This window comes from Dysgonomonas sp. 37-18 (assembly GCF_001899125.1).
Lineage (GTDB): Bacteria > Bacteroidota > Bacteroidia > Bacteroidales > Dysgonomonadaceae > Dysgonomonas.
Map to the genome: position 1 here is coordinate 79,376 of NZ_MKVC01000003.1, position 26,550 is coordinate 105,925.

General features: G+C 37.1%; 21 protein-coding genes. 17 read left to right on the forward strand and 4 right to left on the reverse strand.

The features are described from left to right. The first annotated feature begins 179 nt into the window (after window positions 1-179). The 5 genes from miaA (at window position 180) to BGO84_RS00485 (ending at window position 7,461) form a co-directional block, all read left to right on the forward strand. On the forward strand, window positions 180-1,103 hold the full coding sequence (gene miaA / locus BGO84_RS00465; protein ID WP_291026615.1) for a tRNA (adenosine(37)-N6)-dimethylallyltransferase MiaA: 924 nt from the start codon (window positions 180-182) through the stop codon (window positions 1,101-1,103). A gap of 268 nt (window positions 1,104-1,371) precedes the next feature. Continuing rightward, the gene (locus BGO84_RS00470) at window positions 1,372-3,684 is read left to right on the forward strand and encodes a GH92 family glycosyl hydrolase (RefSeq protein ID WP_291026617.1); all 2,313 of its coding nucleotides are present in this window, start codon (window positions 1,372-1,374) and stop codon (window positions 3,682-3,684) included. 3 nt (window positions 3,685-3,687) lie between these two features. Then, complete coding sequence (locus tag BGO84_RS00475; RefSeq protein WP_291026620.1) at window positions 3,688-4,686, forward strand: glycosyltransferase; 999 nt, start codon at window positions 3,688-3,690, stop codon at window positions 4,684-4,686. A gap of 38 nt (window positions 4,687-4,724) precedes the next feature. Then, complete coding sequence (locus tag BGO84_RS00480) at window positions 4,725-6,218, forward strand: glycoside hydrolase family 125 protein (RefSeq protein WP_291026623.1); 1,494 nt, start codon at window positions 4,725-4,727, stop codon at window positions 6,216-6,218. Window positions 6,219-6,471: 253 nt separating this feature from the next. Then, window positions 6,472-7,461 (forward strand): PhoH family protein, encoded by a 990-nt coding sequence (locus BGO84_RS00485; RefSeq protein ID WP_291026626.1) that lies wholly within the window; start codon window positions 6,472-6,474, stop codon window positions 7,459-7,461. A gap of 128 nt (window positions 7,462-7,589) precedes the next feature. Here BGO84_RS00485 and BGO84_RS00490 read toward each other — a convergent pair whose 3' ends face one another. From BGO84_RS00490 to uvrB, 3 genes are all read right to left on the reverse strand, one after another. Further along, on the reverse strand, window positions 7,590-8,237 hold the full coding sequence (locus BGO84_RS00490) for an NAD(P)H-binding protein (RefSeq protein WP_291026629.1): 648 nt from the start codon (window positions 8,235-8,237) through the stop codon (window positions 7,590-7,592). 64 nt (window positions 8,238-8,301) lie between these two features. Further along, the gene (locus BGO84_RS00495; protein WP_291026632.1) at window positions 8,302-8,538 is read right to left on the reverse strand and encodes a hypothetical protein; all 237 of its coding nucleotides are present in this window, start codon (window positions 8,536-8,538) and stop codon (window positions 8,302-8,304) included. 362 nt (window positions 8,539-8,900) lie between these two features. Continuing rightward, the gene (gene uvrB, locus BGO84_RS00500) at window positions 8,901-10,922 is read right to left on the reverse strand and encodes an excinuclease ABC subunit UvrB (protein ID WP_291026635.1); all 2,022 of its coding nucleotides are present in this window, start codon (window positions 10,920-10,922) and stop codon (window positions 8,901-8,903) included. Window positions 10,923-11,064: 142 nt separating this feature from the next. Between uvrB and BGO84_RS00505 the strand changes: the two genes are divergently transcribed. The 9 genes from BGO84_RS00505 to BGO84_RS00545 all read left to right on the forward strand — a co-directional run bounded on the left by BGO84_RS00505 (window position 11,065) and on the right by BGO84_RS00545 (window position 20,899). After that, window positions 11,065-11,796, forward strand: coding sequence for a lysophospholipid acyltransferase family protein (locus tag BGO84_RS00505; protein WP_291026638.1), 732 nt, complete (start codon window positions 11,065-11,067; stop codon window positions 11,794-11,796). Window positions 11,797-11,972: 176 nt separating this feature from the next. Further along, complete coding sequence (locus tag BGO84_RS00510) at window positions 11,973-13,724, forward strand: LysM peptidoglycan-binding domain-containing protein (RefSeq protein WP_291026640.1); 1,752 nt, start codon at window positions 11,973-11,975, stop codon at window positions 13,722-13,724. Continuing rightward, the gene (locus BGO84_RS00515) at window positions 13,725-14,450 is read left to right on the forward strand and encodes a porin family protein (RefSeq protein ID WP_283685524.1); all 726 of its coding nucleotides are present in this window, start codon (window positions 13,725-13,727) and stop codon (window positions 14,448-14,450) included. Between the two features lies 1 nt (window position 14,451). Beyond that, window positions 14,452-15,132 (forward strand): class I SAM-dependent methyltransferase, encoded by a 681-nt coding sequence (locus tag BGO84_RS00520; protein ID WP_291026643.1) that lies wholly within the window; start codon window positions 14,452-14,454, stop codon window positions 15,130-15,132. 11 nt (window positions 15,133-15,143) lie between these two features. Then, entirely contained in the window at window positions 15,144-15,704 is a 561-nt protein-coding gene (locus tag BGO84_RS00525; protein ID WP_006841663.1) for a cob(I)yrinic acid a,c-diamide adenosyltransferase, read from the forward strand. A gap of 66 nt (window positions 15,705-15,770) precedes the next feature. Continuing rightward, window positions 15,771-15,992 (forward strand): DUF2795 domain-containing protein, encoded by a 222-nt coding sequence (locus BGO84_RS00530; RefSeq protein WP_006800744.1) that lies wholly within the window; start codon window positions 15,771-15,773, stop codon window positions 15,990-15,992. Window positions 15,993-16,223: 231 nt separating this feature from the next. Further along, entirely contained in the window at window positions 16,224-18,047 is a 1,824-nt protein-coding gene (locus BGO84_RS00535; RefSeq protein WP_291026646.1) for an AAA family ATPase, read from the forward strand. A 336-nt stretch (window positions 18,048-18,383) separates the two neighbouring features. Beyond that, window positions 18,384-19,721 carry a dihydroorotase gene (locus BGO84_RS00540; protein WP_291026649.1) on the forward strand — a complete coding sequence of 446 codons (1,338 nt, stop codon included), beginning with the start codon at window positions 18,384-18,386 and terminating at the stop codon, window positions 19,719-19,721. 137 nt (window positions 19,722-19,858) lie between these two features. Beyond that, the gene (locus BGO84_RS00545) at window positions 19,859-20,899 is read left to right on the forward strand and encodes a linear amide C-N hydrolase (protein WP_291026652.1); all 1,041 of its coding nucleotides are present in this window, start codon (window positions 19,859-19,861) and stop codon (window positions 20,897-20,899) included. A 69-nt stretch (window positions 20,900-20,968) separates the two neighbouring features. On the opposite strand, the gene BGO84_RS00550 is transcribed toward BGO84_RS00545, so the two are convergent. Further along, window positions 20,969-23,281 (reverse strand): BamA/TamA family outer membrane protein, encoded by a 2,313-nt coding sequence (locus BGO84_RS00550; protein ID WP_291026655.1) that lies wholly within the window; start codon window positions 23,279-23,281, stop codon window positions 20,969-20,971. 251 nt (window positions 23,282-23,532) lie between these two features. On the opposite strand from BGO84_RS00550, the gene BGO84_RS00555 reads away from it, so the two are divergent. Genes BGO84_RS00555 through BGO84_RS00565 form a run of 3 tightly spaced genes read left to right on the forward strand, consistent with a single transcriptional unit; the run spans window position 23,533 to window position 26,526 of the window. After that, window positions 23,533-25,344 (forward strand): YgiQ family radical SAM protein, encoded by a 1,812-nt coding sequence (locus BGO84_RS00555; protein ID WP_291026658.1) that lies wholly within the window; start codon window positions 23,533-23,535, stop codon window positions 25,342-25,344. Between the two features lie 56 nt (window positions 25,345-25,400). Next, window positions 25,401-25,793: a Dabb family protein gene (locus BGO84_RS00560; protein WP_291026661.1), complete on the forward strand. Its 393-nt coding sequence runs from the start codon at window positions 25,401-25,403 to the stop codon at window positions 25,791-25,793. A gap of 52 nt (window positions 25,794-25,845) precedes the next feature. Next, on the forward strand, window positions 25,846-26,526 hold the full coding sequence (locus BGO84_RS00565; protein WP_291026663.1) for a porin family protein: 681 nt from the start codon (window positions 25,846-25,848) through the stop codon (window positions 26,524-26,526). Window positions 26,527-26,550: the final 24 nt, after the last annotated feature.

Consider the following 26,550-nt stretch of genomic DNA (forward strand, 5'->3'; position numbering starts at 1 on the left):
GTTTAGAAACCTTAATACCTACTTTAATAAGGATTTTTATCTTTTATTTACATAGAAATAGCTTTTATATGAGAAACAGAATATAAATACCTGTCAGTTTTGTCATTTTTTGAGACACAAGAAGGAATCAGATATCCTATTATAAGTGAAAATATAAATTTCATTCTAACTTTGTACTTATGAAGAATTATGATCTAATCACCATTATAGGGCCAACGGCATCAGGCAAAACAGCATTTGCCTGCCATCTGGCACATGCGCTCCACACTGAGATCATAAGCGGAGACTCGCGGCAGGTATATCGCTCGATGGATATTGGAACAGGAAAAGATCTATCAGATTATGTAATAAACGGAAAAAATATACCTTATCATCTGATTGATATTCGTGAAGCCGGCGATAAATATAATATCTTCGAGTATCAGCACGATTTTTATAATGTATATACAGACATAAAAAATAGGGATAAACTCCCTATCCTATGTGGAGGATCGGGGCTCTATGTAGAATCGGTACTTAGAGGATATTCATTGGTAAACGTTCCCGAAAACAAGGAACTCAGGTCAAAATATGCAGACTATAGTTTACAGGCACTCACAGAAATACTAGAGAGCTATAAAACGTTACATAACAAAACTGATGTCGATACAGCTCAAAGGGCAATAAGAGCAATAGAAATAGAAGAGTACAAAAAGGCTCACCCGTTGGAGCAGAATGAATTTCCTCCCCTCAATAGTTTAGTAATTGGAGTAGATATCGACCGTGAATTACGTCGAAAAAAAATATCAAAACGTCTTAAAGCCCGGCTTGAGGATGGAATGATAGAAGAAATAAAAGATATTCTCTCTCAAGGAGTAAAACCTGACGACCTAATTTATTACGGATTGGAATATAAATATGTTACTCTATATGTCCTCGGGCAGTTGAGCTACGAAGATATGTATTCGCAATTGGAAATTGCCATCCACCAGTTTGCAAAAAGACAAATGACATGGTTTAGAGGAATGGAGAAAAGAGGAATACATATCCATTGGATAAACGCAGAATTACCGATGAAAGAAAAGATAGATAAAACGAAGTTGTTAATTAACATGAACGAATAGTCTTTTTTGTTAATATTAATTTAAAGCTAAGTACTAATTCCCTTTGTTAATGTATTTTTGAAATGATTATTTTTCAATGCCCGATGAGAATAGAAATTTTAACTGCAAGTTTATTTTTAATATACTTCAACAACCTTTTTAGCATGAGTTTCTCTCGCTTCTCTAAGTGAGTATAAATGTTATTATCTAAACAATGCAGTTCAAGTTTCAAAACAAAACATCTAAATATCACAAAATCATAAAAGCAACTTAAAAACCTCAATCAACAATGAAAAAAAAGAAAATAGGAATTCTATTCCTAGCATTAATTGGCTTTCTGGGGACTATTCAATCTCAGAATTATGAGCCGGTCGACTATGTTAGTCCTTTAGTCGGCACCCAATCGAAGTATTCGTTATCTACGGGTAACACCTATCCGGCTATCGCGATGCCTTGGGGAATGAATTTCTGGATGCCTCAGACAGGCAAGATGGGCGACGGCTGGGCATATACCTACGATGCCGACAAAATTCGCGGCTTCAAACAAACACACCAGCCAAGTCCATGGATCAACGATTATGGTCAATTTTCTATCATGCCGGTAACAGGCAAACCTGTATTTGATCAGGAAAGACGTGCCAGTTGGTTTTCACACAAGGCGGAGATAGCTAAACCGTACTATTATTCGGTTTATCTTGCCGATCACGATGTAGTTACCGAAATGGCTCCTACATCTCGTGCGGTTATGTTTCGTTTTACATTCCCCGAAGAGCAAAACTCATACGTTGTAGTTGATGCTTTCGACCGTGGGTCTTACGTAAAAATTATTCCTGCCGAAAACAAGATTATAGGTTACACAACACGTAACAGTGGTGGTGTACCTGAAAACTTCAAAAATTACTTTGTAATCGTTTTCGACAAACCATTTACATATACAGCTTCTGTTGCCGGAGGGGTTCTTTCTACCAAAAGCCTGGAAGTTAAAGACAGCCACGCAGGTGGTATTATCGGTTTCTCTACCAAGAGAGGAGAAAAAGTACATGCCCGCATTGCTTCTTCATTCATCAGCCCTGAACAAGCAGAACAAAATCTGAAAGAATTGGACGGAAAATCATTCGACCAGGTAACTGCGCAAGGACGTGCAGAATGGGACAAAACATTGGGACGTATCCAGGTAGAAGACAATAACATCGATAATCTTCGTACATTCTATTCTTGTTTATACCGCTCAGTATTATTTCCACGTTCTTTCTATGAGATAAATGCAAAGAACGAGGTGGTGCACTACAGCCCTTACAACGGAGAAGTTCTTCCGGGCTATATGTTTACAGACACAGGCTTCTGGGATACCTTCCGTTGCTTGTTCCCATTCCTAAACTTGATGTATCCGGAAATGAACACCAAAATGCAAGAAGGATTAGTGAACACCTACAAAGAAAGCGGATTCTTACCGGAATGGGCAAGTCCCGGTCACCGTGGTTGCATGGTGGGTAACAATTCAGCTTCTGTAGTAGCTGATGCTTACCTGAAAGGACTTCGTGGATACGATGCTGAAACGCTGTGGCAAGCAGTCGTTCACGGAGCAAACGCTGTACACCCTACTGTAAGTTCTACCGGACGTTTAGGCTGGGAACACTACAACAAACTGGGTTACGTACCTTACGATGTGAAGATCAATGAGAGTGCAGCACGTACACTCGAATATGCATACGACGATTGGTGTATCTATCAGTTCGGTAAGAAGCTGGGTAAACCTGAAAAAGAAATCGAAATCTACGCTAAGCGTGCGATGAACTATAAAAACCTTTTCGATCCTGAACATAAGTTGATGAGAGGAAAGAATGCAGACGGTAAGTTCCAATCTCCTTTCAATCCATTGAAATGGGGTGATGCTTTCACCGAAGGTAACAGCTGGCACTACACATGGTCGGTATTCCACGATCCTCAAGGATTGATCGATCTGATGGGCGGTAAAGCTGGCTTCAACCGCATGATGGACTCGGTATTTAATGTACCGCCATTATTTGATGACAGTTATTACGGAGGTGTAATTCATGAGATCCGCGAAATGCAGATTATGAACATGGGTAACTATGCACATGGTAACCAGCCGATCCAACACATGATATATATGTACAACTATTCAGCCGAACCATGGAAAGCCCAATACTGGGTACGTGAGGTAATGGATAAATTGTATACACCTAATCCTGACGGATATTGTGGAGACGAAGATAACGGTCAGACATCTGCCTGGTATGTATTCTCTGCATTAGGATTCTACCCTGTATGTCCTGGATCGGATGAATATATCTTAGGATCACCACTATTCAAATCTGTAACTCTAAACCTAGAGAACGGAAAGAAAGTAACGATAAAGGCAGATAACAACAGCAAAGCAAACCGCTATGTGGAGAGCATGACAGTAAATGGACAGCCATATACAAAGAACTACGTGACACACGGAGATCTTCTTGGCGGGGCAAACATCAGCTATAAAATGTCTCCTACTGCCAACCAAAACAGAGGTACAAGCGACAGCGACTTGCCATATTCATTCTCGAAAGAATATAAAGTAGTTAATACAAAAAAGAAAAAATAAGAAATGGAGCAACCTAAAGTCAGTATTATTGTTCCTGTTCATAATGCGGGTAAATATCTTGAAAAATGTTTGACTTCGATTGTTAGCCAAACATTGAAAGAGATTGAGATCATTTTGGTTCTCGACTGCCCTACCGACGGGAGCAATAATATTGCTGAAGGTTTTGCTGCAAAAGATAAAAGAATAGTACTGATTTATAACAGCGAAAATCTGCATACAGGAATCAGCAGGAATAAAGGAATAGAAGCAGCCAAAGGAAAATACATCGGCTTCTTCGATCACGACGATTATTGCGAGCCTGATATGTATGAGTTGTTATATCAAAAAGCAGAAGAGGAACGTTTAGATGTTGTAAGGTGTAACTTTCTGTGTGTTTATAAAGTGAAATCCGAATATGTAGAAGAAGGATATAAATATCCTGATAATTCTACCAATGTAACGGATAAAGAATGGTTTTATGAAAATGTATGCAGCGATAAAATTTCGTGCGTTATATGGAACCATCTGTATAAAGCTGATTTTCTGAAACAAAATGCACTATCTTTCTTAGATTCAAGAAATATCTGTTCCGAAGACAGCATTTTTTTCATAAATGTATACGATAAAATAGATAAGATCGGGCTTGTTCCCGACTTTTTATATTATCATGTCTTTCATTCTAACAATACAGGGAAAGTATACGCTTATCGATCTATCAAAAATAGAATTTCATTTTTTGAAGAATTGCATAAGTTTCTGAAAAGTAAAGGGATTAGTGAAAGCAAATGCAATGCTTTCCTATTCAAAAATGTAGTTCGTTCATTTTATAGTGCCTCTCGTCAAGCTATCTTGCTATTTCCTCTCAGAAAAGCATTTGGAGAGATAAATGCATTAAGAAAAAACAATCTGATAATGAGTCAGTTTAGATTTCTATACAAAAAAGAAAATCTATCTACCTTATTAGAGATGAAACCGACTATTATTATCTTCTCATTTTTGATTAAATTTGGTACCCGAAAATAGATTATTGATTAAATGTTTTTTAGAAACATGTACTAATTATGAAAAGTAACTACATAAAAAAAGGAATCATAGGACTATGCCTAGCCAGTATGACAGCAATGTCGGCCGAAGCTAGCTCCTTGATCAAATTAGAAAATAATACAGTTTTATCTCAGGATAACACTGCTATCAAAAAGGATGATCCTTACAAAAGCAACCGTCCTGCGGTAGACAAACGTCTATTCCAATCCAAAGCTGTAGAAAGCGAAATAGTACGCATCAAGAAAATGCTGAAAAATCAAAAACTGGCATGGATGTTTGAAAACTGTTTTCCGAATACACTTGACACAACTGTAAGACACAGAAAGAGCAACGGAAAAGATGACACTGTCGTATATACAGGTGATATCCATGCTATGTGGCTACGTGATTCAGGAGCTCAGGTTTGGCCTTATGTACAGTTAGCAAATAGCGATCCTGAATTAAAAGCGATGTTGGCGGGAGTTATCCGCCGTCAGTTTAAGTGCATCATCATCGACCCGTATGCAAATGCATTTCTTGATCCGTATGATCCGAACCCCGATCATCAGTGGATGTCGGACGGTACAGCGATGAAGCCGGAATTGCACGAACGCAAATGGGAAATCGACTCGCTATGCTATCCTATCCGCTTAGCATATCACTATTGGAAAACTACAGGTGATACAAGCATCTTCGATGAAGAATGGCTACAAGCAATCACGCTGGTTTTACAAACATTTAAAGAACAACAACGCAAAGACAGTGTAGGTCCTTATTCTTTCCTTCGTGTAACAGACAGAGCATTGGATACATTAAACAATGGAGGATTGGGTGCTCCGGTGAAACCGGTAGGATTGATTGTTTCTTCATTCCGTCCGTCGGATGATGCAACCACACTGCAATTCCTTGTACCATCTAACTTCTTTGCTGTATCTTCTCTCAGAAAAGCAGCTGAAATATTGATCGAGGTAAACAAAAAATATGCTCAGGCTAAGGAGTGTAGCGATCTTGCTCAGGAAGTAGAAACAGCATTAAAAGAACATGCCGTTTACAACCATCCGAAGTATGGTAAAATCTATGCATTCGAAGTTGATGGCTTTGGTAATCACCTATTGATGGACGATGCAAATGTTCCAAGCCTTTTGGCTATGCCATACTTGGGAGATGTAGATGCAAATGACCCTATCTACCAAAACACACGCAAATATGTGTGGAGCGAAGACAATCCTTATTTCTTCCGTGGAAAAGCGGGAGAAGGTATCGGAGGACCGCATATCGGTTACGACATGGCATGGCCTATGAGTCTTATGATGAAAGCCTTTACAAGCAAGGATGATCAGGAAATAAAATGGTGCATAAAAATGCTGATAGATACCGATGCAAATACAGGATTTATGCATGAATCATTTAATGTAAATGATCCGAACAAATTTACTCGTGAATGGTTTGCTTGGCAAAACACTTTGTTTGGAGAGTTAATCCTCAAACTGGTAAACGAAGGTAAAGTTGGCTTATTGAATGATATAAAATAAGACTAAGATTAAAATATGAAGGAATCGTGCAAGTAAAACTTGCACGATTTTTTGTTTTCTATAACAGCAATAATATTTTGCTTCAACCTTTCTTTGAAACAAGAATGATTCGCTTTCTAAAATACATTTTTGTTTAAATTAAGAAAAACCTAAAATATTGAAGATTATAATTATATTTGTGAACCATTACATTATATAGAACCCGACTAACCAAGTTAAAATCATTATGGTACTTTGTTGATAATTAAACTGAATGATAGAACAAATAATTATTTTAGAACACGTAGACCCTGTAGTCTTTTTCGGCATAAATAATTCCAATTTACAATTAATAAAAACGCTCTTTTCTAAATTACATATCGTTGCACGGGGAAACGCTATCAAAGTAACAGGAAATGCAGAAGATGTTCCTTTATTCGAAGAAAAGATCAGAGAGTTGGAGAAATTCTCTGTCGACCGAAATAAGCTAACTCAAGAAGACATTATAGATATCGTTAAAGGCAACTCTCCCAATGTTGTCAAGCAAGAGAATCTGATTATATACGGAGTAAACGGCAAGCCTATCTCTGCACGCACACCAAACCAACAGAATTTTGTAAATAGCTTTTATAAAAATGATATGGTATTTGGCATCGGTCCTGCGGGCTCGGGTAAGACATATACGGCAATCGCCTTGGCTGTAAAAGCATTGAAAAACAAAGAGGTAAAAAAAATCATCTTGAGTCGTCCTGCTGTTGAAGCCGGAGAAAAGCTTGGATTTCTGCCGGGAGATATGAAAGAAAAAATAGATCCGTATCTACAACCTTTGTATGATGCACTAGAAGATATGATTGCTCCGGCAAAACTAAAAGACTATATTGAAAATAAAACAATACAGATTGCACCTTTAGCCTTTATGCGTGGGCGAACTCTTAGCGATGCAGTAATCATTCTTGACGAAGCGCAGAACACAACTGTACTTCAGATAAAAATGTTTCTGACACGCCTTGGTATGAATGCAAAGATGATCATAACAGGAGATGTTACTCAAATAGACCTCCCACCCTCTCAACAGTCAGGGCTTAAACATGCTTTACGTGTACTCAAAGACGTGAAAGGCATTGGTCATATTGAATTTGAAAAAGGAGATATTGTCCGCCATAAACTGGTACAACGAATTGTTGAAGCATACGAGAAAGAGGATAAACGAGAAAAAACCTTAGAGAAAAAAGAAAAGAAAGAATATGATAAGAAAGAGGCATGACCTCTCTTGACCTCTCTTAAAAGCTTTTATAGAAGATAAATAACGTCATATAGAATAAAAACGGGTACAATGTCAATGTTACATTGTACCCGTTTTGCATTTATAGTATAGTTGTGTATGCGAAATAATTAATATCCTACAGTGTAATGCTGGCGAGAGTGTTTTCTATTTTCAACCTCATCAGCAACAACGATGGCCAAATCCTGAACAGAAATAGAGGCCGTACCATCTCTCATTACAGGCTCGTCTTTTCCCATTCTGAATCGTCCTGTTCGTCCTGTAGTTATATTTTCATTCATTTCTGTAGGTGGAGAAAGGTATACCCAATCCAGATATGTTTCCCGTCTCAGCTTATCAAAATGATCTCGTGACGCTTTTGCGCCTTCTTTCATTTTAGCGGGGAAATCATCAGTATCTACTAATTGAGTTCCTCCTATATATAGAGTTCCGGCATTGCCTACTACAAAATAGCGTCTGATATTTGCTGCACGAACCGCTTTTTGTATCGATTCATAACCATCAATATAATCGTTATAAAGATTCGTATTGTCCCAACCGGCATTATATGCAGATATTACCATCTGATTGTTTCTTAACACCTCTGTAAGGGCATCTGTATCTTTGATATCAACACTCACAGCGGTTAGCTTATCATTCTTCACTGTGATTTTATCAGCATTTCGTGCAATCGCTGTCACTTCATGATCCCTCGACAACAATTCTTCTAATAGTTGAGAACCCACAAACCCTGTTGCCCCAATTAATGCTACTTTCATAATATATACAATTGATTTATAATGTTATTGAAAAATAATTATCTTTTATATTTTATCGCTCTTACTATCTGCGACCTATATTTTCGAGATAATTTTCTACTCTTTTGTTTCGCTCATCTTCGGTCAGACTGGCAGCCACTTCGATATGGGTTCTGTCATCAATTTTCAGCCATACTGTCTCTCCCATATCTTTTTTGTGTTCTTCTATTATTCTTTTTAACGTATCTTCCGGAGTCTGTCTTTCAGTCCTTTTCATAGCAGTTCTTCTCCCTGCTTTAGGAGTTGTTTGTTGTACACTCATTTTATTTGATTTTTTAATTTAATTGTGCGATTAATGCAAATTTTTAAAGAAGCAGAATATTCTTCTACTTCACCAAAAATCACATCACATGTAGTTTTGATAAACTGTCATATTTATGTGAGATAGATAAACATAACATTTAAAGTGCAGATTTCCAAATATTTTATAGAAACTTTACAAATAACAAGGCAAAAGCATGATAAATAACAAATCTTATACTTTACCAACACCCCCATATGCTAAGTTAATGAAAATAAAAAACTTAACAAAATTCTATTTTTTTCAGAGGTTATATGAGATAAAATCGGGAGGAATAAAGAAATAATTAAGCGGCGGAAATACAAAAGAAAAAAGGAAGCTGATCACTTCCCTTTGCTCTTTAATTCATCTTCTAATTTAATCACCTGATCACGGTATTGGGCAGCTTCAAGAAATTCGAGCTTTTTAGCAGCCGCAGACATTTGCTTTTTTGCTTTTGCTATAGCTTTCTTCAGTTCCTCTGCGCTCATATACTGCATCTGGTCTTCCGAAGCGATAGAAAGTATGCTATCTTGATTGTATGGCTGAGGAGTAGCAGAATCTTCTCCTTTACGCTGCGTGAACACGGACGTACGGGCTTTCTGTATTTGTTTAGGTACAATACCATGCTCCTCATTATACGCCATCTGCTTCTCTCGTCGACGGTTGGTTTCATTGATAGTCTTTGCCATACTATCCGTAATCTTATCCGCATAGAAAATAACCTTACCATTTACATTACGGGCTGCACGACCTACTGTCTGAGTGAGAGACCTATGTGAACGTAAAAAACCTTCTTTATCAGCATCCAAGATTGCAACAAGCGAAACTTCGGGTAAGTCAAGCCCTTCACGCAGAAGGTTGACACCTACAAGTACATCAAATTCTCCCGTACGCAAGCTATCCATAATCTGAATACGATCGAGAGTATCCACATCGGAATGTATGTAGCTACAACTTATTCCGTTGTTTGACAAATAATTTGTCAGCTCTTCAGCCATACGTTTTGTAAGAGTTGTTACAAGTGTACGCTCGTTCTGCTCAACACGCGTTTGTATTTCTTCCATCAGATCATCAATCTGATTTAAACTCGGACGCACATCAATCGGAGGGTCTAAAAGACCAGTGGGACGAATCAATTGTTCCACAATTACCCCTTCTGATTTTAACAGCTCGTAATCGGCAGGCGTTGCGCTCACATAAATGGTTTGTGGTACAAGAGATTCAAACTCTTCAAACTTCAATGGCCTGTTATCTAAAGCTGCAGGAAGACGAAAACCATATTCCACGAGATTCTCCTTTCGGGAGTGGTCTCCTCCATACATAGCCCGTATTTGGGGAATCGTCACGTGACTTTCGTCAACGACTAAAAGAAAATCGTCGGGGAAGAAATCCAAGAGGCAGAATGGACGTGTACCGGGTTTGCGATTATCAAAATAGCGAGAATAGTTCTCTATACCGGAGCAGTGCCCTACTTCACGGATCATTTCCAGATCGTAAGTTACTCGTTCATAAAGCCGTTTAGCTTCCAACGGTTTTCCTATCGATTGAAAGAAATCTACTTGACGTCCCAGATCTATCTCAATTTCCCCAATTGCCCTATCCATACGGTCTTTGGTGGTTACGAATAGATTTGCAGGGTAAATCCTAAAATCATTATAGCTATCAATTTTTATTCCGGTGAGTGGATCGAGACATTCTATACTCTCTATCTCATCTCCCCAAAAAACAACTCTCACAATAGGATCTCCATAAGCAAGGAAAACATCCACTGTATCGCCCTTTACACGAAAATTGCCGGCTTTGGGATCAACTTCGTTACGTGAATACAGAGCACTAACCAATGATCTTAGAAAAACATCACGTACAATTTTCTGCCCCACCTTTAAACTAATTGTAGAGCTTTCAAAGTCTTCGGGATTCCCCATGCCATAGAGGCAAGACACAGAAGATACAACAATTATATCACGACGACCCGATAAGAGAGACGTTGTAGTCGCTAGTCGCAACTTTTCTATCTCATCGTTGATAGATAAATCTTTCTCGATGTAGGTATTCGTAGACGGAATATATGCTTCCGGCTGATAATAGTCATAATATGAAACAAAGTATTCGACCGCATTATCGGGGAAAAATGTCTTAAACTCACTATACAACTGGGCGGCAAGTGTCTTATTATGGCTTAACACCAATGTGGGCTTGTCTACATTTTGAATAACATTAGCCACCGTAAATGTTTTTCCTGAACCAGTGACTCCCAACAATGTCTGAAACGGAATATCTTGTAAAACCCCTTCGGATAAAGCAGCTATCGCAGCCGGCTGGTCTCCTGTTGGGCTATAATTTGAAGTTAATTTAAAATCCATCTGTTATTTTCCTCTTTCCTAAATCAAAGATAACAAGAATTTTGCATTTATATTCTTAAATAAATAGGATTAACTACTCATCATGAAAAATGTATTCAAATTAAATAATGTATTTTTGTATTACAAACGGAATATTTTGAGTATGAAAAAAATTGTTCTATTCCTCTATGAGCTATTTATTTTTGCTCCTATCTTCATCTTAGCTACTATTGTCACGGCCGTAACCGTCATGATCGGATGTCTGGTCGGCAACAGGACTTTCTGGGGATACTACCCTCCCAAATATTGGTCTAAACTTGCATGCAGGCTTGCTCTGTGCAAAATTAATGTTGTCAGAAACGGGAAACTAGATACAAACAAATCATATATATTCGTACCAAACCACCAAGGAGCTTTCGATATATTCCTGATTTACGGGTATCTGAATCAAAATATAAAGTGGGTTCAAAAACAAGAACTGCGTAAACTTCCTTTTGTAGGAAAAGCATCCGAGATTGCAGGGCATGTATTTGTAGATCAGTCCAACCTCAAATCGATGAAAGATACGATAGTAAAGGCGGAAGCTGAATTGAAAGAAGGATCATCGATGGTGATCTTTCCCGAAGGTGCACGCACAAAAACAGGCAAGATGGGACGATTTAAAAGGGGGGCTTTCATTATTGCCAAAGAAATGAATCTGGAGATTGTTCCTGTAACCGTAAACGGGCCTTACGACCTGATGAAAATAAATACATATTTCTTGAACCCATGTAAACTGGAGCTGATAATACACGAGCCGATCTCTACAAAAGATTTGAATGAAGACAACATGTCTGAATTTATAGATAACTGTCGGGAAATTGTATATTCGGGACTTTGGGAAAAATATAAATAATTAAACTTTAAAGAACTATACAAAAGACAGAACGGTTTTAGATAAGCTTATACAGACGAACCTGAACCCTAATAAATGTTAGAAAATTAATTCATAATAAACATCACAACAGTAAATAACAAGATAACATTCATTTTTTTGTACTTTTGCGATTAACCATATAACAAAATTTAGAAATGAAATTGAAGCATATATTATTTTTATCATTCATACTGATAGCTTGTCATTCAAGCCTTTCGTATGCATATAATACATCAATTTCCGTTACTCAAACACCGAAGGATGAAATTACCACCTATACTGTAGCCAAAGGAGAAACTGTATATTCTATTGCTGCTGCACATAACACTTCCGTACAGCAAATATATAAGTTGAACCCAAAAGCCGAGCAAGGTATTAAGGCCGGTGACAAACTTCTACTATCCAAAGCGAAAACCGTAGCAAGTTACAGCAACCACCTGATAGAAGCAAAAGAGACGCTGTTTTCGGTTTCACGCGTCTATAAAATATCGGTAGATGACCTGAAAAATGCAAATCCCGGACTTACTGAAAGTACTTTCAGTATAGGTAAGACCATCCGAATTCCGATGTTTGGAGGAAGCTCTTCTACTTCAAACTATGCCGGACAAGCTGCAAGCAGGTCAAACAAAGAATATAAAGTACAAAAGAAAGAAACACTATATAGCATTGGAAAAGCAAACAATGTAAGCGTTGAAGCTTTATTGGATGCCAATCCATCACTCAGAACAGAGGGATTGAGAAACGGTATGACAATAATCATACCTGCCGGTGAAGCCACATCTAAAAACAACTTATCGCAAACAAACAACACCCGAAAAAGCGAAGCTCCTCGTGCGACGAAAGGCGAAACCGTAAGAGTAGGTATCCTGTTGCCATTCACAGACAACAGCGGAAGTATATCAAAAGACAAGCTTGCCGAGTACTACGAAGGGTTCTTACTGGCAGTGAAAGACCTGAAAAGCAAGGGACTGAATGCTGAGATATATACATTCGATACAGGCTCTGAAAAAAACACCAAAAGACTTGAAAGCCTTTTGGAAACAAATGAGATGAAAAACATGCACCTCATTATAGGAGGAGTATCGAAACAACAGATAGATGCCTTAGTGAAATTTTCTAAGAAAACAGGCATAAAGTATGTGATACCTTTTGGCTCTTCCAGTGAGATAACAGGCACACCTCTGCTATTCCAAATGACGTCATCGCATTCATCATTGTATCCTGAAGTGACTTCTGCTTTTGTAAAAAGATTCAGAAATTACAATATAATATTCGTATCGGAAGATGGCTCAAATAATGATAAAATAGATTTTGTAAACGATCTAAAGAAAAGCCTCAGCAAGGCGGGAATTCAATCGAAGACAATCACAAAATCGAGCAATTTGGGCGAAGACCTCAAAGCTGCAGCAAATGCTACAAACAATATAATCGTACCTACATCGTCTTCCGAAGCAACACTAAGAAGAATAACAGCAGTGCTGAATGTTTCGAATGATACCTCATTCAGCCTATTTGGTTATCCGGAATGGCAGGTATATAACAGCCAGGTAGAAAATCTCCATAAATACGATGCTTACATTTACAGCATATTCTTCCTCAACGAACAGCAAAATGCTGTGCAAAACTTTGCGGATGACTACAAACAGTGGTACAATAAGAATCTGATTAACTCGTTCCCTAAATGGGGATATCTTGGATATGATACAGGTCTTTACTTCTTAACTGCACTAAAACAGTATGGAAGTTCTTTCGAAGATAATATATCCAAAATAAATGTACCCACATTACAGTCTTGCATTTACTTCGAAAAAGCAAATGAAAAAAATGGAGGGTATGTAAACAACGGTATATACTTTATCCACTATAAAGATAATTCCAGTCTCGAAAAAATAGATATCACTGATTAAATGGTAAATAGATATTTATTATTATTGCTTCTACCTTTTATTTTTGGTTCATTCATGTATGGACAAAATAAAGACTTCAAACCTGAGTGGAACATAGGTGTAGGATTCGGACCCACATTTTCATCTGTGGATTTCCAATCCGTCCCAAACTCTGAAAATGCCAATAAGATGCGCATCTCGACAAAAAACCAGATGCAGTATCACGGAGGTATAGCTATACGGTACATCTCTGAAAAAAACATCGGTATCATTGCCGAGCTGAACTATAGCCAAGAAGGGTGGAAACAAAATTTCAGCAAGAATGACGTATTTGCAAATTTAGGTTTTGAACATTCTCACCAATTAAACTATTTTGAATTACCCGTACTCACGCATATCTACTTCGGAAACAAAGTACGCTTCTTTTTCAATTTGGGACCTAAAATTGGATTTCTGATAAGTGACAGTGAAAAAATAAACGACAAACTCGAAAACTATTTGGCTAGCGGAGTGTCTCCTTCATTCGAAACCAACCAATATTATCGTATGGCTGAGAATAAAATCGATTATGCCTTAATGGCAGGTCTTGGACTAGAATTTCGTACGGGTATCGGCAATTTTGCTTTAGAAGGAAGATACTCTTTCGGGTTAGGAGATATTTATAAAAGCAGTAAAGCCGACTACTTTTCGAGATCGGCAAACAGAGTTATTTACGGTAAGTTAACCTATTACGTCAAGCTATTCTGATATGCCACGCATATACAAGCTCTCGAAAACAGGATTAAAAATACTTTATAAGATACGCCATCATAGAGGTCATGGCATACATTCTCCCTTTGTATTTAATCTGATAAATAAAGTAATTGAAGAAAAAACACCTTATCATATCTATGATGATATAAGAACCATTATAGATCCTTATGTTTTTTTGCACTTGAAGAAGTACAACTTACTTTTATTTCGATTGGTTAATTATTTCAATGCGGAGAGAATACTCGAAATAGGTGCAGGATATGGAGTGAATACAATTTGTATGACAGCAGCATCGAGCAATACAAAGTGTATAAGTATAGAAACAAGCGAGAGAAAATATAGTATTGCCGGACGTTTATACAGTGAATGGAACAGAAATATAGAGTTATTGACTGATCCAGAGCTACCCGAACTACAAGAAAAGCAAGACTGTATCCTTATCGATTTAAATAACTATAGTCTCTTATCATCAGATGTTTGCAAATACTTGGATAATATTTGTCACGAAAAAACATTTATAATTGTAAGAGGCATAAGAACAAATAGACGCAACCAAACGTTATGGAAATGCATCGCAAGCATGGATAGCAGAACAGTAATACTGGACTTATTCAACATTGGTATTGTATTTTTTGACAAGACTCTTTACCGATGGGAATATAAAATCAGTTTTTAAACTAAACGAAAATGAAGAAAAGTGGCATATATACCAAAACCGGAGACAAAGGAACAACTTCCCTTGTAGGAGGCAAACGTGTGATAAAAGCTCATGTGAGGCTTGATGCGTATGGTACAACAGATGAGCTCAATTCGTTTGTCGGGTTTCTTACAGAAAAGATAGAAGATGAGCACGACCTAAAAATATTATCTTTTATTCAGCATAAGTTGTTTACTGTAGGTTCTTATCTGGCAACGGAGACAGAGGCCATGCCACCCAAAGCAGCCAGCATCATTACAGACAAAGATATAGCCACCCTCGAGAATGAAATGGACAGGATGGATAGCGAGCTACCTCAATTGAGGCAATTTGTCTTACCGGGAGGAAGCGAATCGGCTGCGCGGGCACATATCTGCCGTACCGTTTGCCGACGTGCTGAGCGTTGCGTATACAAAGTGAAAGAAGAATATCCGGTAGACGATCTGGTCTTAATGTTCATAAACAGGCTCTCCGACTACTTTTTCTTACTCGCTAGAAAAGAGAGCAATAAGAAAGGAAATGAAATATTTTGGAATCAGGCTTTGATATAAGAAATATTGTTATATTTTTGCGGAAAATATAAGCAAACTGGCAAAAAATAAATAAATAAAAATATTATGTACTGGACACTAGAATTGGCATCTAAACTAGAAGATGCACCATGGCCTGCAACAAAAGAGGAGTTGATTGACTATGCCCAACGTTCGGGTGCACCTCTTGAAGTAATAGAAAATCTACAGGAAATTGAGGATGAAGATGAAATCTTTGATACCATCGAAGACATCTGGCCTGATTATCCAAGCAAAGAAGATTTCTTTTTTAACGAGGATGAGTATTAAGCTCCACACGTTGTAAAAGGCTATAAAAACAAATAAGAAAGAGATTAGGGTAATTTGTAATTACTTTAATCTCTTTTTTTGTATCGTTCAAGTTAGCTCCTACGGAGAGATATCAAAAACCTATAACCTTGCCAGCTCCAAATACTAAAAATAGAGTACATATAAATAACTAAAGGTCATTATCTTATAATTAAATAATTTATCTATTTTTGTTTTATTAATAACACTAGAATGAAAATAGTACAAATTTCTATTGAGAATTTTAAAGGCATAAAAGATAAGGTTGAAATTACAACAAATGATTTTAATTGTATTGTTGGTAAAAATGATGTTGGAAAATCTACAGTCTTAAAGGCATTAGATATTTTCTTAAATGACAAAAGTCCGTCAAATGAAGATAAGAATGTGTATGTAGATTCAACAAGTATTATGATAGAATTAACTTTTGAGATTAATCCCTTTCTCTCAATAAAAATAGATGAAGCAATACCAACAACTTTTATAGAGGAAGAACTTTTAAATGAGAGAGGTCAATTAGTAATTAAGAAAGTTTGGAATGTTGCTAACGATAGACCGAGAGCAGAATGGTTTATTAAAAGAAAGTCATATGCTGACAATGATTTCTTGTTTTTGACAGAGACTTATTTAATAAAATTGTGCAAAACTCTAGGAATTGAAACAATCAAAGGAAACAATCAAGAATATAATAATGTTGAAAAAAGAAGAAAACTAAGAGAATTTTATCAGGCAAATTATCTAAAATATAATTATGAATATACCCCATTGGCAACAACAGGAACAACACGCCAAAAGATCGTTTTAGATGTTATAAAATACTTATTACCATCATTTGAATACTTTAAGGCAGATACATCATTATCTGAGAGTGATAGTTCAATACAAAAATATTTTAGAGAGAAAGCCTTAAATCTATTAAAAGTAGAAATTAACACAAACGATTTGGAAGAATCTATAAGAAACAAAATAGAAGAATCGTTGTCTAAAATCACAACATTGATTAATTCTATAGTTCCTGATGAAGAACATATAACAGCAAATGTTGACTTTGATTGGTCCAAACTCATATCAACAACATTTAAAAGTGAAAAAGAAAATATAAATATTCCCTTGTCTTCAAGAGGTGATGGCTTCCGTAGAATCACAATGATGTCATATTTTGAAATGTTAGCAGAAGAAACAAAAGGAGATAAAAATATAATATTTGGTTTTGAAGAACCTGAAACATTTTTACATCCGCAAGTTCAAAAACAATTATTTGAAAAGTTAAAAAATATGGTAGAAGTTGGTTATCAGATATTTTCAACAACTCACTCTCCTATTATTGTTTCAGAAACAGAGATAAATTCTATCATCTACATTAAAAAAAATGATAATGAGTATATGGTTTTGCAAAGTAATGAAATTAATATTAGAGAAATTATTGAAGATTTGGGCATAAAAGCTGATGATGAAATTATAAGAATATATAATAATATTAAATTATTCTTTTTAGTCGAAGGACCTGATGATATTGAAGCCTTTGAGCACTTGGCAAAACTTTATAAAGCTAATGAGAAAATAAGTAAAACATTCTATGAATTGGATATCCACTTGTTACCCTTAGGGGGGAAAGATAGTATCAAACATTGGGTAAATTTAGATATTTTCAACAAGTTAGGGCGTCCATTCTATGTTGTAATAGATAGTGATAGAATGAATGTTGAAGAGATAAATTCACGAAATGCAATACGCTTAATTCAGGATTATAAATTAAAAGAAAATATAGATTTTCAAGTATTGAGAAAAAGAGAGATTGAAAACTATATTCCGTATAATTACTTTACGAATATAGGGATATCGTTTACTTTTGATAATTATGATTATGAAGACATTAAGAAAAAATATAGTGATGCAGGCGGACGAAAGAATGCAATATCTCATTTTACGAAACTGTCATATGATGAATTACTAATTTCAATGAGCAGTAATGGCAATGATGAATTTTTGGAAATATATAATGCAGTTTGTAATAAAATAGACCTTATATCTAATTAATCATTAAAATACCAGGTGTTTATCAAATTTTTCAAAATGTTATAAGTATCACTAAAAACAACTCTAAAGTTTAACATTAAGCACCGATATTACTTATAAACAGCAAATTATAAAATAATATTAATAAATTTTTTAACGAAGATAAATATTAAGCTCCGCAAGTTACAAAATACTATATTCCAAACTATGAAAAACCACAATAGCTAATAAAATACACACACCCATTACCACTATCACATAACCTAAATTCTATTACGATTGATTTCACTGATAGTAATTTGCAACTTCCTTTCAATAATATTCCTTTTTCTTATCTTTGCAAGAAATATCTCCAATATGATACTAATACATAAAGCCACCATTATCAACGAAGGAACTTCATTTGTAGGCTCCGTATTGATAGAAAAAGACATTATATCTGAAATATATAGATCGGAAGAAGTTCCTGAAACAATTCTCAACAAAGCAACAGTAATAGATGCCAAAGATTTATGGTTGCTTCCGGGAGTAATAGACGATCAGGTACACTTTCGTGAGCCGGGACTAACTCACAAGGGAGATATTGCGAGCGAAAGCCGTGCTGCGATAGCAGGTGGAGTAACGTCATTTATGGAAATGCCTAACACAAATCCGCAAACGACAACCATAGAATTACTGGAACAAAAGTTTGAGATAGGCGCACAAAAATCCTACGCAAACTACTCCTTCTATATGGGTGCTACAAACGACAACCTCGCCGAGCTAAAGAAGGTAAATCAAAAAGAAGTATGTGGTGTAAAAGTCTTTATGGGATCGTCAACCGGCAACATGCTTGTAGATGACAAAAAAGTATTGCAAGCTATTTTTGCCGAAATAGACATGCTCATTGCTACACACTGCGAAAAAGAAGAGATCATCAGAGAAAATCTGGCAAAATATAAAGCAGAATTCGGTGGAGATATACCAATTCAGTACCACCCGCTTATACGTAGCGCAGAGGCATGCTACCGCTCTTCTGCCGAAGCTGTCGAACTAGCCGATAAGTATCAGACCCGCCTGCACATCCTTCACCTTTCCACCGAGAAAGAAATCAGCTTGTTTGACATTAAACCGCTTACAGAGAAAAAAATAACCGGAGAAGTGTGTGTACATCACCTTTGGTTTTCGGACGAAGACTATTCAAAATACGGCACGCGCATAAAGTGGAACCCTTCGGTAAAGACACGGCAAGACAGAGGAGCTCTTATGCAAGGCCTGATAAAAGGAAAGCTTGATGTGATAGCAACAGATCACGCTCCGCATTTGATAGAAGAAAAAGTAGGAGGAGCTTCGAAAGCAGCATCGGGAGGACCATTGGTTCAACACTCATTGCAGATGATGCTGGAACTATCTAAAAAAGGCAAAATATCAAAAGAGCAGGTTGTAAATAAGATGTGCCACGCTCCTGCTGTAATGTTCCAAATACATAAACGAGGATACATCCGCAAAGGATACTTTGCAGACCTTGTACTCGTAAACCCCAATAAACCATATACGATTACTAAAGATAATATTCTGTATAAATGCAAATGGGCTCCACTAGAGGGTGAAACAATGTCTACCACGATAGAAAAAACATTCTTGAACGGAAAAATTGCATTCGAAAACGGAGTCGTAAACGAAGTAAGAGGCGAAATGTTGAAGTTTGATCGATAACCTCTATTCACTCAAAAAAAATCGTTCAAAAAAGAGAAAGCATAAGATCACTAGGATAAAATAGGGATAATGCGAAACTTTCATTTAAGTTAAATTGTTAAATAGAGAGTAATTCACTCATAAACTTCAATCTAATTATGAAAAAGTTTGGTATTGTTCTTAGCTTCATTCTTGCGCTTCAGTTTGGCAGAATAGATGCTTGTACACGAGTTGTTTATCAAGGCCCAAACAACACGATCCTCACAGCCCGGTCTATGGACTGGAAAGAGGACAGCCGTAGCAACCTTTGGATATTCCCAAGAGGAATGGAACGTAGTGGCGAAGTGGGCAAAAACCCTATGAAATGGACTTCAAAGTATGGCAGTGTTATAGCCTCTGCCTATGATATCTGTAGTACCGATGGGATGAATGAGAAAGGATTGGTAGCCAATCTTCTTTGGTTAGCTGAATCTTCGTATCCGAATTGGGACGGCAAGAAGCCTGCATTGTCAATCGCCGCTTGGGTACAATATATGCTCGACAACTTTGAGACAGTAAGCGAAGCCGTTACAGCAATGGAGAAGAGAGATTTCGAAGTCATATCCGACATGATGCATGATGGTTCCCGTATGGCTACTTTACACTTATCTATATCGGATGCCACAGGCGATAATGCTATATTTGAGTATATCAACGGAGAATTGAAAATACACCACGACAGATCATATCAGGTAATGACCAATTCGCCTGTTTTCGATCAGCAATTGGCATTAAACGATTATTGGAAAAATATTGGAGGACTAACATTCCTTCCCGGCACAAACCGTGCAGCAGACCGTTTTGTAAGAGCATCTTATTATATCAACACCATTCCTCAAACAGACGATACCCGCATCGCTGTAGCCAGTGTGTTTAGTGTTATTCGCAACGCTTCTGTTCCCTATGGTATAACAACACCGAATGAGCCGAATATTTCTTCTACAAGGTGGAGAACAGTTTCGGATCAGAAGAACAAAGTGTATTATTTCGAATCTACTCTATACCCGAATGTCGTTTGGGTTGATTTCAAAGACATAAATTTTTCGGAAAAAGCTCCGGTAAAGATGCTGGATTTGGTAAACGGAAATTCCTATTCAGGAAACACAATCAAAGACTTTATAGATGCCAAGCCTTTCAAATTTCAAGGTATAGACAATTAACCGATAAGACTGGATATAAACAACAAAGCCAATCCGTTATGATTGGCTTTGTTGTTTTATACATATTACTTAGAATGGATATCCTATACCAAAATGCCATGCCATACGGTTTAATCGCGGCTTGAACAATACAAATCGTTCAGATTGTAGAAGCCCCGGATCATAAGCTTTCATACCTGCATCGAAGCGCAATAACAGAAAACTCAAATCTAAGCGAATACCCAATCCGTACGAAACGCCAATTTCTTTATAAAAGTTCTTGAACTGAAATTGTCCTCCGGGTTGAGTTTCATAATTCTTTAAAGTCCAAACATTGCCGGCATCAATAAACTGAGCAAATTCGAAAAGAGGTGTCAGCTTATACCGATTCTCTATACTAAATTCCAGCTTCATATCGCCTGTCTGGTTTACAAAATCACTTTCTGTTTTTTCGGCACGTCTATAAGATCCCGGACCAAGAGATCGGGTACTCCACCCCCTGATACTGTTTGCTCCTCCGGCAAAAAATCTCCTTTCGAAAGGCAAAACATCCGAATTACCATAAGGGTGAGCTAAACCGAGCCCGACACGATAAGCCAATGAATGTATTTTTGAGAAATAAAAAGTTCGGGAATATTCTACACTACCTTTTATATATTCGGCATAGGCAACACCCAATATCTTTTTCTGCCCTGTTTCCTGATCAACTTTTGCTCCATTCAGAGTGGTAACAAGTCGAGGCAACCCTCCCGCAAATTCAATAGAACTTCGGATAGCATATGTCGGATAAAGTGCATTCAATCGTCGTGCATTCACCAGCGTAATGCTATATGCCATGCGCGAAACGAGCTGATCTCGATAGCTCTCTCGTAGCAAGGCATTCTTGTCATCATCAAGGTATTTTTTAAAATCGTCAGACATACTTGGCATCCGCATGAAGTTAATATCAAAGAGATCAAGCGTGTGACGCAATCTATTATTGTATGTAGACCAACCGTAATTCAATGAAGTATTGAAGAACTGACGTGTATATTCCTTACGATGCTGATTGGTAAGACCAACAGAGACTCTGGTAGAAGCGGAAGGTTGTTCTCTCCAACTTTTTTTCAGCCAAGGGAATAAGAACATCGGAAAGGTAAGTCCGGTTTCTATCCCATACTCATAGAAGTTTTGATTCAACAAGTCATTCTTCTCCTTTCCGGCAATAAATTCATAGGCCCCTTTCAGCTTTATATTGAATTGCTCTCCTCCATTAAAAAGATTCTGATGCTGATATGTTATACTTGGAGCAATACCAATATCTCCTGCCGAATTAGTACCATCAAGTCCAGCCTTAAACCAATGGGCATTAGCCGGCAGCAAGACTATCGTTGCATCCAGCAAATGAGTGCTATCTTCAGCCGATGGGGCTACAGATATATTTGCCTGCTTTATCGCTCCCATTTTGGTATATGCCTCGTATGTACCATTAAGAGCCATATCTGAGAAATAGCTTCCTTTACGCAGATAATTATTTCGAACAATGGTAGAACTTCGTAAAAAATTATTTCGTCCCCTGATAATTTTTATTCCTTTATAGTCCACAGTATCTGCATTCCTAAAGAACCACCTGTTTGCACTCACCAACCCATCATTTTGCCCTCTTGCATCAGCAGTTGAATTCAAGCCGGATATTATCGTTACATTGTTTATTTTATAACGGGGGTAAGGCAAACTATCTTTTGCAGGATATACATCCAGAAATAAATCTACCTGATGTGAGTTGAGTGTAGAATCCACTTTGAAATAGAGATATTCTTTCGAAAAGTTATAGTAACCCACATTTCGCATTATACTATTCACTCTTTGCCTTTCTTCCTCAAGGAGCTCCATATCAAACATATCCCCAGACGTTATGTAAGGTTTCATTGGGATACGTGTCAAAATGCGAGTCATAGTGGTATCGCTAAGCGTATATTTATAGTCACGCACAGTATAGGGTTTACCTCCTTTAAGGTCGTACGTTACAGATATTTTCTTCCCTTTTATCTTCAATATAGTATCTGCCTCGGCATTCAAATACCCTTGGTTATTCAACTGTTTAAGAAGTTGGTTTCTCGATTGCCAGGTTTGTCCCGAGCTATATATTACAGGAGGTGCTCCTAGTTTACGGATATTCCTATTTATCCATGAAGAATCACTTCCGGCTATATTGTAGATTTTTAGGGTCACCTTTCCCAGAAGGGGTAATGTTGTGTTTGGTTGTTGGCGAACAAAATCTTCCAAGTCTGAGGTTGCATTTTTTGTATCATGCTTTATGGTAAAATCATCCAACAAATAACTTCCGTCCGGAATGTTTTTGGTAGTAGAACATGCCGTAAGAATCAAAACAAGGATAAATGATATGGATAAAACTTTTTTCATTACAAATATTAACATACAACAAAGATATAATGTTTAATAAATAGATAACATTAAAATACTAAGTTTCATTTATTGTGACCATGTTATGTATAATAAAAGCTGAAAGAATCGTGTTCTTTTGATGACAATTTTCCTTTCTTCAAGAAAAAGAAAATGGAGCGGTTTTGGATATAACGATGAATAAATAAAATGTTAAGAATCATTCCTAAAAATACCTCAACTACAAAAAAACAATACCTTTGCATCTGATTATGAAAGAATATCGTCTTACTGACTGGTTACCTACAACAAAAAAAGAGATTGACCTCAGAGGATGGGATGAACTTGACGTTATCCTTTTCTCGGGAGATGCATATATAGATCACCCCTCTTTTGGAGCTGCTGTGATCGGTCGCATTCTAGAAGCTGAGGGGCTAAAAGTGGCAATCGTACCCCAACCTAACTGGCGGGACGATTTGCGTGATTTTAAAAAATTGGGTAAGCCTCGCCTTTTCTTCGGAGTAACGGCCGGAGCAATGGATTCGATGATCAATCATTATACTGCAAACAAACGGCTACGGTCTGATGATGCTTATACACCTGATGGCAGAGCTGACATGCGACCAGATAGACCTTCGATTGTATACACCAATATTCTAAAAGAGATTTTCCCCGATATCCCTGTCCTTCTAGGAGGGATAGAAGCATCACTACGCCGGGTAACACATTATGACTATTGGGACGATAAACTTCATAAGTCAATATTAGTAGATTCCAAAGCCGACCTGTTGGTATATGGAATGGGAGAACTACCTCTGAGAGCTATAATTGGGGAACTAAAGAGCGGCAAATCGATAAAAGATCTCAAAGATATTCCTCAAACCGCTTATCTGTCGGACAAAACGCCGGATGGAAAGGAAAAGGATATTTATCTTTTTTCGCACGAAGAATGCTTGTCAGAAAAGCTGAATCAAGCAAAAAACTTCAAAATTGTAGAAGAACAATCAAATATGATAAATGCTTCCCGCATCATTCAAAAATGTGGTGAGCAGTCTGTCATTATCAACCCACCCTACCCTCCGATGTCGGAAAAAGAGGTGGACGCATCGTTTGATCTTCCATATACACGTCTGCCCCATCCCAAATACAAAGGAAAGACAATTCCGGCTTTCGAGATGATAAAATTTTCGGTCAATATGCACCGTGGATGTTTTGGAGGCTGTGCATTTTGCACCATATCAGCGCATCAGGGTAAATTTATCGCTTCACGATCTAAAGAATCTATACTGAAAGAGGTAAAGGAAATAACAGACATGCCCGATTTCAAAGGCTACCTAAGTGACCTTGGAGGCCCTTCTGCCAATATGTATAAGATGAAAGGGAAAGATGAAAATATTTGTGCAAAATGTAAACGCCCCTCATGTATTCATCCCAAAATATGTAAGAATTTGAATGTAGACCATTCTCACCTCTTGGAAATATACAAGGCTGTAGATAAAATACCTAAGATAAAGAAATCATTTATTGGTAGCGGGGTACGTTACGATATGCTTCTGCACCGGAATGAAGATGATAGGCTGAATAAGATATCTGAAGAGTACACCAAAGAACTAATTGTAAATCACGTATCAGGACGTCTTAAAGTTGCTCCGGAACATACATCCGACAAAGTGCTCAGCTATATGCGCAAGCCGAGCTTCGAGCAATTTTATACTTTTCAGAAAATATTTGAGAAAATAAATAAAGAGTCGGGACTCAAGCAACAACTCATTCCTTATTTTATATCTTCACACCCCGGGTGTACAGAGATAGATATGGCTGAGCTGGCTGTTGCAACGAAGCCTTTGGGGTTCAAACTGGAACAGATACAAGATTTCACCCCATCTCCTATGACTGTGGCTACAGAGATATACTATACAGGCTATCATCCATATACGCTGGAAAAAGTATATACAGCACGGACAAAAGAACAAAAATTGGCACAACGTCAATTCTTCTTTTGGTATGATAAAGGTTACCGTCCGCAAATCATAAAAGAATTAAAGAGATTGAAAAGAGAAGATCTTTTAAAAAGGTTGTATTAAGACCTACATAGAATTATTTACTTTAGTAATATCTTAAATTATTAAACACTTCGCTTATGAAAAACTTAATTCTGCTCATTTTACTATTCCTTCCTCTGTATGCTTGCTCCGATAAGAGTAAACAAGAAAAGAAAGAAGCTGAAAGCACGAATACGAATATCAGACACGTAGTTGTTTTTAATCTTAAACACGAGTTGGATGATCCTAAAACTGCTCAATTTCTGGAAGAAGGCAAAGAGATATTAACAGCTATACCCGAAGTAAAAAATTTCCAGGTATTCCGTCAGGTCAGTAAAAAGACGAATTTCAACTTCTGTTTTTATATGGAATTTGCCGACTCTACTGCATATAAAACATATAACGATAATCCTGAGCATGTAAAATTTGTAAAAGAAAGGTGGGAAACAGAGGTTTCAGACTTTATGGAAATCGATCTGGAGAATTATTGAATCGAATGCAAAACATTTTAAATTAAATATTTCACTTAACTAACATCAGATTATGAAAGTACATTACAGACTATTTTTCTTTACATTGGTTCTATTATCAGGTTTAAATGTCTTGGCACAAACAACTCCTTTTACATTCGGAATAAAGGCCGGGGTTAATATGTCTAACGCTACTATTGATAATAAAGACGCTGATCCCAAATTAAAGATAGGATACCAAGTGGGAGCAACAGTAGATTATGCTCTTACCCAAGAGTGGTTGATCCAGTCAGGCTTGTCTTTCACAGCCAAAGGGTCTAAAATAGAAGATTTCGATGCAGGAAGAACGATTGGAGGTGATGGTAGAGGAACAACTCATACTTTCAATGAGCTATATATACAAATGCCTTTATATGCTGCATATAAAGTAAATGTTTCCGAAAACTTTGGTGTTGTTATAGGAGCAGGACCTTATATGGCATATGGAATAGGTGGAAAAACGAAAAAGAAATTACACAAAGCTGTATTTGGTGATGGTAGTACCGAACGAGAATTTGATACCTTTGGAAATGCCAAAGACGCTATCGAACAGCTGAAAAGGTTTGATTTGGGATTGGGATTGAATATAAGTGCTGAATTTGGAAAAATCGTCGTAGGTTTAGGATATGAGCACGGATTGCTTAACGTTGCAGCCTATGATGGAATGAAGTATCGCAATCGTAATGCAACCCTTACATTAGGCTATAAATTCTGATGATACGATAAATAATCAAACAAA